Raw genomic sequence first — 13718 nt, forward strand, 5'->3', positions numbered from 1 at the left:
AGTGGACAAATGGAATACCGGATTATTAAATCACCGTCAAAAGGAACCCTTGATATTTTAAACCGGAGAAAAGGCTCCGGAACCTCGACGCCGATCGGGCCGGCAGACGCTATAGGACTCATTCAGGGCAGGATTATTGAGATGGTCTGTGCCGCTGATGTAGCAGAAAAGGCAGTTGGTGTAACGGTGGAGGATATCAGAGGAAGCTGCCCACAGAACATGATTATGCTGGCGATAATCGGAGATACGGCATCGGTAGAGGCAGCGCTTCAAGAGATACGGCAAAAAGAGAAGCAGGGGGCGATGGAATGGTAGCAGCAAGACTCATCGACAACATTTGGGCAACCAGAAAGGCCGAATCCTTAAACGGATATAAATTCATGCTTGCAGAGGTCATCGGAGGCTCCCGGGAGGGGGAACGGATGATCGTAGCGGATATTATCAGTGCGGGAATCGGAGACCGTGTGATCGTTTCTACCGGCTCCTCTGCCAGACGTATGCTGGGAAGCGATGATATTCCCATTGATGCAGTCGTGATCGGAATCATTGATGAAGATTGCCAATTTATATAGAAGGGAAGTGATCATTTGAAGCAGTTGATTTGCGCAAAGGATGTGGAAACACTTCATGCAGAAGGCAAAAAAGTATTCTACATGGAAAGCGGATGCATTATCACTCCATCTGCAAAGGATGCAGCGGATTCTTACGGGATCACATTCTGCCATAAGGCAGAAGAAAAGCCCCAGGCTCCGGCACCCGTTGCAGGCATGGAGATTGACAGCGAGAAAATTTATATTGTGCTGAAGGCACTGATGGAAAAGGGAATGTTAAATGACATTTTAAAGCCTTATGAGTCAGAAAGCCATGGAAACGGTTTAAAGGTGGTTCGCGGAAGTTCTGTAAAAATGGATGTTTTCGATACCGGGGACCCTTCGGTAAAGGCTTACTATCAGGAACTGGTAAGCAAAGAGGAATCCCATATCAGTGCAGGATTTCTTGTGATCGACCATTCAGAGTTTGAATGGGAGCTGACATATGAGGAAATCGATTATGTCATCGAAGGAACGCTTACTGTGACGATTGACGGAAAGACCTATACGGCAAAAGCCGGGGATGTTCTTTTCGTACCGTCAGGGTCTAAGGTGATCTGGGGTTCCCCGGATAAAGCGAGGGTATTCTACGCAACTTATCCGGCAAACTGGGCAGATCTGGTTTAAGGAGGTAAAGGATGCAGGCACTTGGCTTTATAGAAACAAAAGGTGTGTTGGCGGCGATTGAAGCGGCCGATGCCATGTTAAAGGCAGCAGATGTGTCTCTGGTGGAAAAAACCAAAGTGGGCGGCGGGCTTATCTCTGTAACGGTGACTGGTGATGTGGCAGCGGTACAGGCAGCTGTAGATGCTGGAGCCGCAGCGGTGGAACGCATTGCTGGAGCCACCCTTATCACACGCCATGTTATTCCAAGGCCCCATGAGGAACTTGCGGCTGTCATAGGCGAAGGAACTCCTGATGAGCCGGAGGACGGACCAGTACCGGAAAGCCAGGAAAAGCCATCTGTACCAGTGACAGAAGAAGCGCCTGCCTGTGAGACAGAAACGGTGGATATCATAAAAAGAGAAACCGTCGATGTGTGGATAAAGCAGAATGGGGCGGAAGAAACAATGAAGATACTTGAAGATATGAAGGTAACAGAGCTTAGGACCCTTGCCCGCGAATATCCGGAATTCAGCATAGCTGGAAGAGAGATTTCCAAGGCAAATAAAACCCTGCTGCTGGAAGAATTCGGGAAGTATTATGGACAAAATGATTGAGATTTTTAAAAAAGGAGAACCGGAACATGGAAAATTTTGATTATGATTTACGTTCCATCCAGGAAGCAAGGGATTTAGCAAGAAGCGGAGAAGCGGCAGCAAAAGCAATTGCCAGATTTTCCGAGGAACAGATCGATGCAATTTTAAGAAGTATGGCAAAGGCAGGAGAAGAGCATTCCCTCTGTCTGGCTGAAATGGCAGTTGAAGAAACAGGATTTGGTAAGGTGATGGATAAGGCATATAAAAATCATGCGGCCTCCACCCTTTTATATGAGCAGATCAAAGGGCTTAAGACAACCGGAATCCTTTCCGAAGACCCTGTAAATAAGACCATTGAAGTAGCGGAGCCGGTAGGCCTTATCATGGGGATCGTACCTTCCACAAACCCTACTTCCACTGTGTTTTTTAAGTCTATGATCGCCATTAAATCAGGAAATTCGATCGTATTCTCCCCTCATCCATCTGCTGCAAAGTGTACCTTAAAGGCAGCAGAGGTGATGCGTGATGCTGCAATCGCGGCTGGTGCTCCAGAGGGAATCATCGGCTGTGTATCCATGCCTTCCATGGGTTCCACCAATGAGCTGATGAAGGGAAAGGAAGTAAACATCATCATCGCAACCGGTGGCCCAGGTATGGTAAAGGCGGCCTACAGTGCAGGAAAACCGGCCATCGGCGTAGGTGCAGGAAACTCTCCGGCCTACATCGAAAAGACAGCCAATGTAAAAGAAGCGGTAAAGACTATTTTAGCCAGCAAGACCTTTGATTACGGTACTATCTGTGCATCGGAGCAGTCCATTATCTGCGAGGAATGCAATGAAGCAGAAGTGGTTTCCGAGTTAAAGAGCCAGGGCGGTTACTTCATGTCAAAAGAAGAGACTGACAAAGTATGCAAGCTGTTATTTAAGAACGGCCATAGCATGAATGCAAAATTTGTGGGACGTTCTCCGCAGGTGATTGCAGCAGCAGCAGGAATCCAGATTCCGGAAGGAACCAGGGTTTTGATCGGCAGACAGGAAGGCGTTGGTGAAGGCTATCCTTTATCCTACGAGAAACTGACAACCGTACTTGGGTTCTACACCGTGAAGGATTGGGAAGAAGCCTGCGGACTCAGCATTCGTCTGTTACAGAACGGAATCGGACATACCATGAGCATCCATACCCAGGATCGTGATAAGGTACTTAAGTTTGCTGCAAAACCTGCGTCCAGAATTCTTGTAAACACAGGCGGAAGCCAGGGCGGAACAGGAATCAGCACAGGTCTTCCAATCGCCTTCACATTAGGCTGCGGAACCTGCGGCGGAAGCTCTGTTTCCGAGAATGTAAGTCCAAAGCACTTAATCAATATTAAGACCGTTGCATTTGGCTTAAAGGATTGCGCAACCATCGTAGATGACGACCCTACCTTTACATGGAAGGATAACGGTGCAAAAGCTGCATGCAGCCCGGCTGATTTTGTTGCTTCCTTTGAGAAAAAGGAAACTGCCCCGGTATCCTTTGGCCAGACCGGCTGTGATGACAACGAGAAGCTGGCAGCTCTTGTAAAAGAAATCGTGCTGGCTATGAAAAGTCAGTAATTCACAACTGGGAAAGGAAACAGACATGGATAAATATGAAGCAGTAATCCAGCTTTTGATGGAAGCCGTAAAATCAGGCTCCGGTAACGGTGAGTCCAAAATACCAGTAGGTGTTTCCAACCGCCACGTGCATTTGTCTCAGGAAGATCTGGATTCTCTTTTTGGCAAGGGTTATGAACTTACCAATATGAAAGAGTTATCCCAGCCTGGACAGTATGCCTGCAAGGAAACAGTGACCGTGTGCGGCCCAAAGGGAGCCATTGAAAAGGTCCGTATTCTGGGACCGGTCAGAAAGCAGACTCAGGTTGAGATTCTGGCAGCAGACAGCTTTAAGCTTGGTAAAAAAGCAGAGCCTAAGATGTCCGGCGATTTAGCCGGAACGCCGGGAATCACTCTGGTAGGACCAAAAGGCTCCGTAGAGACAAAAGAGGGCCTCATCATTGCCCAGAGACACATTCATATGAGCCCGTCGGATGCGCTGAAATTCCGCGTTCATGACGGACAGACTGTAAGCATAAGGACAGAAGGAATCCGCGGAGGCACCTTTGATCATGTTGCCATTCGGGTAACCGATACTTCCAGCCTGGAATGCCATTTAGATACAGAGGAAGCCAATGCCATGGGGCTTGGCGGATCGGCAAGTGTTACTATTGTTAAATAAGTGAATCAATAAAATTATTATATAATCAGGAGGATTAAAAATATGAAATACGATGCATTAGGAATGATCGAAACAAAAGGTTTAATTGGATCCATCGAAGCAGCAGATGCTATGGTAAAGGCAGCAAACGTAACCTTGATCGGTAAGGAATTCGTAGGCGGCGGTCTTGTGACCGTTATGGTAAGAGGCGATGTGGGTGCAGTTAAGGCAGCAACAGACGCAGGTGCAGCAGCAGCACAGCGGGTAGGCGAACTGGTTTCCGTACATGTGATTCCTCGTCCCCATGCAGAAGTTGAAACAATTCTTCCTGCAGTAAAAGAATTATAATCTGATTAAAAAAAAGTCTGGTTTTTTCCTTTTTAGGGGAAGAAACCAGGCTTTTTTTCGTATAGGAACGTTCGTCCTGTAAGCTGGATTTTCTTTTTTTAGTGTATAAAACCACAATATATCCGTTTGATTAATCATGGACAAAGGAAGATTATCAGGTATAATATAAGTGACAGAATCAAGAACTGCCACTGGGACGGAATCAGGCATTCCCAGTGATGAGTAGAAAACAGGAGGGACCGAATGATAAATGAAGATAAAAAACTGACGCTTGAGATTGTGGCTGGAATCGGGGTTTTCGCAGGAGCAGCCATGCTGGCCGCATGGTTTGTTTCTCCCAGACCTTCTGTTTTTGCAGGATTACTGTTGGGGATGGGTCTGTCACTGGCAATGTTTTTATCCATGGCAGCAGTTCTTAAGCTTTGTATAAAAGCAGGGAACCAGAAGTTTGCAGCGGTTTTCAGCATAACAAGCTCCATGACCCGCTATCTGATCCTTCTTGCGGTGGTTGCAGTAATAGTAAAAAAGTACTCCGGCTGGTTCCACCCGGTTGCATTGATTATTGGTATCTTCGGTGTGAAAGCAGGCACATTTTTACAGCCGGTGATCCACCATATCTTTAAAAAGAAGTAGATTTTTCTTACCAGATTCTAAGGATTGGCCATTGACGGTAGAAGAATGTAATTTTTTATGATATACTATAGAACAGATAAAACTAAATAGGGAGTAAATATTCATGAAAGAAACGTCATTAGTCATTATGGCAGCCGGTATCGGAAGCCGGTTCGGCGGCGGGATTAAGCAGCTGGAGCCAGTAGGACCAAGTGGAGAGATCATCATGGACTATTCCATCCATGATGCGCTGGAAGCCGGATTTAACAAGATCGTGTTTATTATCCGAAAGGATCTGGAAGAAGACTTTAAAGAAATCATTGGGAAAAGGATTGAGAAAATTGCACCGGTAGCATACGCATACCAGGAGCTTGATGATCTGCCGGACGGGTTTTGCAAGCCGGAAGGCAGAACAAAGCCATGGGGAACCGGTCAGGCCATTTTATGTGCCAGGGATGTGATAGGAGAGCCTTTTGTGGTAATCAATGCAGACGATTACTACGGGAAAGAGGGCTTTGTCAAGATTCATGAGTATCTGGTCCATGAGATGGACGGCGCTGCAAAGCCTTATGATATCTGCATGGGAGGATTTATTCTGGGCAATACCTTAAGCGAGAACGGCGGAGTGACCAGAGGGGTATGTCAGGTTGATGAAAACGGAATCCTGAAAGAAGTGACCGAGACATACGAGATCAAAAGACATGCCGGTGAGGCTGAGGGACGTAACGAAGCCGGAGAGCCGGTTACAGTGCCGTTAGCACAGAATGTTTCCATGAACATGTGGGGGCTGTCGCCGGAATTTTTGATGGAACTGGAAAAAGGATTTCCGGAGTTTTTAAAAACCTTGAAGCCCGGAGATATGAAATCGGAATATCTTCTTCCCAAAATCATTGACAGGCTGGTACAGTCAGGCCAGGCAAGGGTCAGAGTCCTTGAGACAAAGGATAAGTGGTTTGGAGTAACCTATAAAGAGGATAAGCCGGCAGTTGCTGCTGCAATTCAAAAACTGATTTCAGAAGGTGTTTATAAGACTCCGCTATTTGACGGAGACCATTGATTTAGGATAGGATATTTTTCTGATTCTGCGGATATCAGAGGAATGTCCTTTCTTTTTGTCTCAGCCGGTGTCTGTCAAATCTGCACCTATACACCTGAGAACGCATACTATAGTGTTGTATAAGTTTATAGCAGGGAGTGAAAACAGACGTGCCAAATAACCCGGATTATACTTATGGCAATGACCTGGGGCAGAAGGAGCCGTATATGCTGTACGGCGACAGGAGCCAGTCAGGAAATCCCCTGGAGAAAAATTTTATGGTTCAGGATTTGGAATATTTGCAGGGGATGTACCCTGGACATATGAAACGCCTGCAGGAATATGTGATTTCTGCATGTGATCATCTGGATTATAAGAACAGTCCTATGTACGATGAATATCCGGACCGTATCCTGATCAATCAGATCTGCGATTCCATATGCAGCCAGATTCAAAGTGAAGGAATCATCACGGAGGATGATATCACAGGAATAAGCGGCAGCGGAACCTATGATACAGGCAGTGAAGAAGCGGAGAGCGCAGAATGGGATGAAGAGGTGACGGAAGACGGAAATCTGATTACAAAGCAGAATAAATCTTCATGGGGACCTAATAAACCGTGGGGGCCCAACCAGCCGTGGGGTCCTCCGTGGGGGCCGCCGCCAGGACCCAACCGCCCGTGGGGACCCAATCAGCCATGGGGTCCGCCGTGGGGCCCGCCGCCAGGACCTAATAAACCGTGGGGACCCAACCGCCCGTGGGGACCTAACCGGCCCTGGGGACCCAATAAACCATGGGGGCCACCAGGCAAAAGGCCGCCGAATAACAAAGGCTGGTTAAATGACATAATCTCCGTACTTCTGCTAAATGAAATGCACCGCCGCAGATGTGGTTCGGGACGCTGCAGATAAAAAAATAGAGCCGCTGCTCTGTGGGAATTGATTGCCTATAGAGCCGCGGCTCCATTTTTTTCAAAGAAAGGACTGACCTTTTATCCCCCTGGATTAACGAATGTTTAAGAAAGTTTTCATTGTAGTTTTGTCCATAATTGTATACAATAAGAAGATAGAATGGAAAAATAAAGGAAGTCTGATATGAGTCGATTATTGAAGAAAATTGGAATTTTATCTGCGGTTTTTGTTGCAGCAATCGCAGTTTATTTTATGTGGAACCAGAAAAGTACAGAAAAAAAAGAGGTCATGGTGTATACCTCCATGGATGAGGCTTCCCTGCCGGTTGTGTCTACGGAAATGTTCGGGCGCAGGATGAACCTGCTCCACGGCTATACCCAGGATATGAAGCAGACTGTAGCAAGAGAAGCGTTGACACTCCTTCCTGCTGACCGTTCCATGAATATTGAGATTGGGGATTACAACGGCAGCATCAATGGTATCAGCTATGAAGTCCGCAGTCTTGACATGGAGCGCCTGGTGGAACGGACAACCATTGATCAGTGGAATCAGGAAGAAAACAGAATCACCGCCACACTTCCCATCCAGAATCTTTTGAAAAAGGATGAAGAATATCTGCTGGTGCTTACTTTGGACACCTCAGATAAGGGGCAGCTTTTTTATTATACAAGAATTATGTGGACGGACAGCACCAACGCAAAAGAAATGATTGATTTTGCCGTGGATTTCACCAATAAGACCTTTGATTACGATCAGGCAAAGGAGCTTACCACCTATCTGGAAACCAGTGATACCGAGGATAACAGTTCTCTTAGTCATGTTACCATCCGGTCAAGTTTTTCCCAGTTGACCTGGGGCGGGCTTCCGGTTACTCCTGTTGGAGATATCAGGGTCACCCTTAAGGATTTAAATGGAATCATGTGCAGTGTTCAGCTGGAGTACCAGGTGTCCCGCGGAGGGGAAGGGGATACAAAGGAGCTTTATGAGGTGGAAGAAAATTTCACCATGAAATGGGACAGCAGAAGAATTTATTTAATGGATTTTGAGCGGGATACCAACCAGATATTCTCAGGACAAAAGGATTTGTTTTCCGGAAAAAGGATTCTGCTTGGAATTACCAATCCGGATGAGATCCGTACAGCAAAAAGCCCGTCCGGCAGCCAGGTGGCCTATGTGATCAACAGGGATCTATGGACCTTTGACCAGAAAGGGAAGCATGGCGTAAAGGTATTTTCCTTCCGGAGCAAAGTTGATGACGGACTGCGAAGCGGCTATGACCAGCATGACATTAAAATCCTTTCGGTCAGCGACAACGGAGACGTGGATTTTCTGGTATACGGGTATATGAACCGTGGAATTCATGAGGGAACCATGGGAATTGCCATGTATGAGTACAGCAGTCAGGATAATGCGATCAAGGAACATTTTTTTACCCCGGTCACCTTGTCCTTTGAAATGTTAAAGGAAGATGTGGAACAGCTCGCTCACCTGGGAACCAATGGGATGCTTTATCTGATGGCTGACCGGTCGGTATACGGCATTGATTTAAACAGCAATGAATATATGGTCCTTGCAGATTCCCTGATGGAGGGCGGTTATGCGGTCAGCGGCACGGAACGCCATTTTGCATGGCATGAAGGCAGTGACGCCTATGGGGCCAGTGCCATCCATCTTATGGATCTGGATACGGGAATAAAAAGAGAGATCGGCGGCGGGGAAAAGGATTTATACAGGCCCCTGGGATTTGTAGGGGATGACTTTATCTACGGCATCGCCGGTGATAACGATGTGTGGGTGCAGAACGGAAGAATCATGGATGTGCCTATGCACCGTATCGAGATCATGGATCAGAGGGGTACCATCGTTAAGGAATATGAACAGGAGAATGTTTATATCTCAGACGTTTCCGTTGACGACAGCCGCATTCACTTGACCCAGACTATTAAGAGCGGGGATAAGTCCTATGCAGTGTCCAGACGGGACACCATTGTCTGCAACCAGGAGCTTTCCGACGCAGAGCTTGCCGGGGTGGGCTCTTATGCTTCCGACGACCGGAAAAAGCTTTATTATGTCCAGCTGGACAAAGAGACGGAAAGCAAAGAGGTAAAGATTACGGTTCCGAAAAAAGTTGCCTATGAAGCCACAGAGGTGGTAGAGCTAAAGGGCAATCAAAAGCCCCGGGAGAACCGGTATTATGCTTATGGCGGCGGACGTTTTCTCGGAAGCAGAAGGGATTTTACCGATGCCCTTGCCCTCGCCTATGACAAAATGGGAGTCGTAACCGACCAGAATCAGGAGATTCTATGGACCCGGGTAAACCGGCCGCCTATCCGCAATATAAAGGATCCGTTAAAAACAGGAGCTGTCTTTTTGCGCAATCTGGCTGACTTTCATGGAACAAGAACGGTCCGGGAGGGGGTATTGATGATTGATGCCAGAGGCTGTAACTTAAACCAGATCCTGTATTTCGTAGGAAAGGGCTGTCCGGTGGCAGCCTATACCGGAGAGGGAGGCTACCTTCTCGTTTCCGGGTATGACCAGTATAATGTCACGCTGTTCAATCCGGAAACCGGAGACAGCCAGAAAATGGGCATCAATGATGCTTCTGCTTACTTCACGGGACAGGGGAATGACTTTGTCTGCGGGTTATTCACGGAATAAGAAGGTCTGTTCTCTTTACAAATCCGCAAGATATGTTATAATCATTAAAGGTTAATGAAAGAAATGTAAGAATTATTTAATAGATAACATGACAATCAGAGGTGTGAAATGGAGCAGTATATTATGAAGGGCGGAAATCCCCTGGCCGGTGAAGTGACTATCGGGGGCGCAAAGAATGCCGCTTTGGGAATTCTGGCAGCAGCTATCATGACAGATGACGATGTTCTTATCGATAATTTACCCGATGTCCGGGATATAAATGTTTTACTGGAGGCAATCGAGGAGATCGGAGCAAAGGTTGAACGGATCGACAGACATACGGTCCGGATCAATGGAGGAACCATTCGGGAGGTTTCCGTGGATGATGAGTATATCCGTAAGATCAGGGCATCCTATTACTTTATCGGAGCCATGCTCGGCAAATATAAAAGTGCCCAGGTCCCTCTTCCGGGAGGCTGTAACATCGGGAGCAGACCTATTGACCAGCATTTAAAAGGGTTCCGTGCTCTTGGTGCAGAAGTTAAGATTGAGCGCGGTGCAGTCATTGCTCATGCCATTGATCTGGTTGCAAGCCATATCTATCTCGACGTGGTAAGTGTTGGAGCGACCATTAACGTGATGATGGCAGCGACCCTTGCAGAGGGACAGACTATCCTTGAGAATGTGGCCAAGGAGCCTCATGTGGTGGATGTAGCCAACTTTTTGAACAGCATGGGAGCCAACATCAAAGGCGCCGGTACGGATACCATCAAAATCCGCGGCGTAAGGAAACTTCACGGAACGGAATATTCCATCATTCCTGATCAGATCGAGGCTGGTACCTTCATGTGTGCCGCAGCCATTACCCGCGGAGATGTAATGGTAAAGAATGTTATTCCCAAGCATTTGGAGGCAATTACTGCAAAGCTTCTGGAGATGGGCTGTGAAGTGGTGGAATTTGATGATGCGGTACGTGTGGTTGGAAAGAGCAATCAGAAGCACACGGATATCAAGACACTTCCCTATCCGGGATTCCCTACGGATATGCAGCCTCAGATTGCAGTTACACTGGCCTTGGCCAGTGGCACCAGTGTGGTAACGGAGAGTATTTTCGAGAACCGCTTCCGCTATGTGGATGAGCTTTCCCGCATGGGAGCCAACGTTAAGGTAGAAGGCAATGTAGCTGTTATCGATGGAGTAAACTCCTTTACCGGTGCATATGTCAATGCTCCTGACCTTCGTGCAGGTGCAGCTCTGGTGATTGCAGGACTGGCAGCCGATGGATATACCGTAGTGGATGAGATCGGTTATATTCAAAGAGGTTATGAATGCTTTGAAGAAAAGCTTCAGGGCCTTGGAGCCATGATTGAGAAAGTGGATTCTGAAAAGGAAGCGAAAAAATTTAAATTAAAAGTAGGTTAGGCGGGAGTTTTCCCGCCTTTTTCATGTTTTGCCCCAGCCACTCTATGGACAGCACAGCCTGTTCCGTGCTAAAATGGCTGTTGTAGAAGAGAGCTGCCACAGGCCGGTATACAGGCGTGTCAGGCGGTAAATGAGCGGAGGTAACAATGAGGAATAAAAAACCGGTTCTGGTGATCATGGCAGCAGGTATGGGAAGCCGTTACGGAGGATTGAAGCAGATCGATCCTGTGGATGCCTATGGAAATAAGATCATTGATTTTTCAATCTATGATGCGGTGAAAGCCGGATTTGAAAAGGTTATTTTTATCATTAAGAAAGACATTGAGAAAGAGTTTAGGGAAAACATCGGAGACAGACTGGCGGCTTATGTAAAGGTCGAGTATGTATACCAGGAGCTTACGAAGATTCCTGAGGGCTATGAAGTGCCAAAAGGACGTATAAAGCCTTGGGGAACTGGTCATGCGGTTCTTTGCTGCAAGGACGTGATCGACGGACCCTTTGCGGTAATCAATGCGGATGACTACTACGGAAGAGCTGCCTTTGAAACCATATATAACCGGCTGGCAAAGGCTGAAGATGATGATATTTATCATTATGCCATGATTGGATATGAGCTTTACAATACTCTGACGGAACATGGACACGTAGCCAGAGGGATATGTACCATGGATAAAAACGGCAGACTGTTGGATATTCACGAGCGCACCAGAATCGAAAAGCATGGAGAAACCGCTGAATATACGGAGGATGATGGAAAAAGCTGGACAGAACTTGGAAAGGAAACCATTGTTTCCATGAACCTATGGGGCTTTACCGGCAGCATCTTAAGGGAGCTTTCCAGCCGTTTTACGGCATTTTTGGAGAATGAAGTACAAAAAAATCCTTTGAAATGCGAATATTTCCTTCCGTTTGTGGTGGATGAACTGCTGAAAGAAGGAAAGGCGGAGGTCACTGTTTTAAAGAGTCCGGACCGGTGGTACGGAGTTACCTATAAGGAAGATAAAGCTGCCGTAGTGGAAGCGGTCAAAGCGTTGAAACGGTCCGGTCTTTATCCGGAGACCTTGTGGGGAGAACGGTAGTTTTGCATTGGAAAGATACTTGACAGCCGCTTCTGAATGGGTTAGAATATAGGTGCAATTCAAGTACCTTACAATTGAATAACAAATGAAAAGTACGTAATATCCCTTATTCAGAGTGATGGAGATACAGAGGATCTATGAAGTCACGGCAACCCCTGTCATATGATGGCGTCCCGCTGTCAGATGAGACTGGAAGGTGCTAACCTGAGCGAGTAATCGAGCAATAAGAGGATTTGATACAGTGTTGAATCAAGTCCGCGTTGCTGCGGACTTTTCTTTTTGTTATTCCCCCATGTAAAAAAAGGAGGAATTACAACATGGAAAAATTATTATTTACATCTGAGTCTGTAACAGAAGGACATCCGGATAAAATGTGCGACCAGATTTCAGACGCCATTCTTGACGAACTGTTAAAGCAGGATCCCATGAGCCGTGTGGCATGTGAGACCTGTACGACCACAGGAATTGTCATGGTTATGGGAGAGATCACGACCCACGCCTATGTGGATATTCAGAAGATTGTACGCCAGACCGTAAAGGAAATTGGTTATGACAGTGCAAAAAGCGGATTTGACAGCGAGACCTGCGGCGTTATGGTAGTCCTTGACGAGCAGTCCAAGGATATCGCATTAGGTGTTGACCGTGCGCTGGAAGCAAAAGAAAATAAAATGTCTGACGAGGAGATCGATGCCATCGGTGCAGGAGATCAGGGAATGATGTTCGGTTTTGCAAGCAATGAGACCGAAGAATATATGCCATATCCTATCGCACTGGCTCACAAGCTGGCCCGTCAGCTTACAACGGTCCGTAAGAACGGAACCTTGAAGTACCTTCGTCCGGACGGTAAGACTCAGGTTACAGTGGAATATAACGAGGACGGAAAGCCGATTCGTCTTGATGCAGTTGTTTTATCCACTCAGCATGATGAAGACGTAAGTCAGGAACAGATCCACAAGGATATTAAAAAATATGTTTTTGATGAAATTCTGCCAGTAGAGCTGGTAGACAAAAATACAAAATTCTTTATAAACCCAACCGGACGTTTTGTAATCGGCGGACCTCAGGGTGACAGCGGATTGACTGGACGTAAGATCATCGTTGATACCTACGGCGGCTATGCCCGTCACGGCGGCGGTGCTTTCTCGGGAAAGGACTGCACAAAGGTTGACCGTTCAGCGGCTTATGCAGCCCGTTACGTGGCTAAGAACATCGTAGCGGCAGGTCTGGCTGACAAGTGCGAGATCCAGCTTTCCTATGCCATCGGTGTTGCTCATCCCACTTCTGTTATGGTGGATACCTTCGGTACCGGTAAGTTAAGCAACGAAAAGCTGGTGGAGATCATTCGTGAAAACTTTGATCTGCGTCCTGCAGGAATCATCAAGATGCTGGATTTACGCCGTCCCATCTACAAACAGACGGCTGCTTACGGACATTTCGGAAGAAATGATCTGGATCTGCCCTGGGAAAAGCTTGATAAGACAGAGCTTTTAAAGAAATATTTATAAAATCAGTCGTAGCATCATAAGAGGCTGCTGCAAAATGGAACTTTTTCCATTTGCAGCAGCTTTTTAAATTTTAGAATTGTTTTATAAATTCTCCTGACGTTGTGTGTTATAATACCATTACATTATATAATTTTTTTGTTA

14 protein-coding genes and 1 riboswitch are annotated in these 13718 nt (G+C 46.7%); all 14 genes read left to right on the forward strand.

Annotated elements, in window-relative coordinates:
• Window positions 1–9: 9 nt before the first annotated feature.
• The 14 genes from ACLTWA_RS12550 to metK all read left to right on the forward strand — a co-directional run bounded on the left by ACLTWA_RS12550 (window position 10) and on the right by metK (window position 13577).
• Window positions 10–315 carry a BMC domain-containing protein gene (locus tag ACLTWA_RS12550; RefSeq protein WP_412328166.1) on the forward strand — a complete coding sequence of 102 codons (306 nt, stop codon included), beginning with the start codon at window positions 10–12 and terminating at the stop codon, window positions 313–315.
• Complete coding sequence (locus ACLTWA_RS12555; protein WP_412328167.1) at window positions 309–572, forward strand: EutN/CcmL family microcompartment protein; 264 nt, start codon at window positions 309–311, stop codon at window positions 570–572. Before ACLTWA_RS12550 ends, ACLTWA_RS12555 begins: the two co-directional genes overlap by 7 nt.
• A 15-nt stretch (window positions 573–587) precedes the next feature.
• Window positions 588–1217, forward strand: a complete 630-nt coding sequence (locus ACLTWA_RS12560) for a cupin domain-containing protein (RefSeq protein WP_412328169.1) — start codon at window positions 588–590, stop codon at window positions 1215–1217.
• An 11-nt stretch (window positions 1218–1228) separates the two neighbouring features.
• Window positions 1229–1810 (forward strand): BMC domain-containing protein, encoded by a 582-nt coding sequence (locus ACLTWA_RS12565; protein WP_412328171.1) that lies wholly within the window; start codon window positions 1229–1231, stop codon window positions 1808–1810.
• A gap of 26 nt (window positions 1811–1836) precedes the next feature.
• Window positions 1837–3384, forward strand: coding sequence for an acetaldehyde dehydrogenase (acetylating) (locus ACLTWA_RS12570; RefSeq protein ID WP_412328173.1), 1548 nt, complete (start codon window positions 1837–1839; stop codon window positions 3382–3384).
• A gap of 25 nt (window positions 3385–3409) precedes the next feature.
• Window positions 3410–4045 (forward strand): phosphate propanoyltransferase, encoded by a 636-nt coding sequence (locus ACLTWA_RS12575; protein WP_412328174.1) that lies wholly within the window; start codon window positions 3410–3412, stop codon window positions 4043–4045.
• Window positions 4046–4087: 42 nt separating this feature from the next.
• Entirely contained in the window at window positions 4088–4372 is a 285-nt protein-coding gene (eutM, locus tag ACLTWA_RS12580; protein WP_412328175.1) for an ethanolamine utilization microcompartment protein EutM, read from the forward strand.
• Window positions 4373–4615: 243 nt separating this feature from the next.
• A complete protein-coding gene (locus tag ACLTWA_RS12585; RefSeq protein ID WP_412328176.1) occupies window positions 4616–5005 on the forward strand; it encodes an ATP synthase subunit I in 390 nt (129 codons plus the stop codon).
• Window positions 5006–5108: 103 nt separating this feature from the next.
• Window positions 5109–6041 carry a nucleotidyltransferase family protein gene (locus ACLTWA_RS12590; RefSeq protein WP_412328177.1) on the forward strand — a complete coding sequence of 311 codons (933 nt, stop codon included), beginning with the start codon at window positions 5109–5111 and terminating at the stop codon, window positions 6039–6041.
• Window positions 6042–6190: 149 nt separating this feature from the next.
• Window positions 6191–6931, forward strand: coding sequence for a hypothetical protein (locus ACLTWA_RS12595; RefSeq protein ID WP_412328178.1), 741 nt, complete (start codon window positions 6191–6193; stop codon window positions 6929–6931).
• 183 nt (window positions 6932–7114) lie between these two features.
• Entirely contained in the window at window positions 7115–9592 is a 2478-nt protein-coding gene (locus ACLTWA_RS12600) for a hypothetical protein (RefSeq protein WP_412328180.1), read from the forward strand.
• 108 nt (window positions 9593–9700) lie between these two features.
• On the forward strand, window positions 9701–10993 hold the full coding sequence (locus tag ACLTWA_RS12605; protein WP_412328182.1) for a UDP-N-acetylglucosamine 1-carboxyvinyltransferase: 1293 nt from the start codon (window positions 9701–9703) through the stop codon (window positions 10991–10993).
• Window positions 10994–11139: 146 nt separating this feature from the next.
• Window positions 11140–12072: a sugar phosphate nucleotidyltransferase gene (locus ACLTWA_RS12610; RefSeq protein ID WP_412328183.1), complete on the forward strand. Its 933-nt coding sequence runs from the start codon at window positions 11140–11142 to the stop codon at window positions 12070–12072.
• A 103-nt stretch (window positions 12073–12175) separates the two neighbouring features.
• A riboswitch (SAM riboswitch) is annotated at window positions 12176–12302 on the forward strand.
• A gap of 87 nt (window positions 12303–12389) precedes the next feature.
• Window positions 12390–13577, forward strand: a complete 1188-nt coding sequence (metK, locus tag ACLTWA_RS12615; protein ID WP_412328184.1) for a methionine adenosyltransferase — start codon at window positions 12390–12392, stop codon at window positions 13575–13577.
• Window positions 13578–13718: the final 141 nt, after the last annotated feature.

The organism is Lacrimispora sp., from assembly GCF_046972725.1.
Classification (GTDB): Bacteria; Bacillota; Clostridia; order Lachnospirales; family Lachnospiraceae; genus Lacrimispora.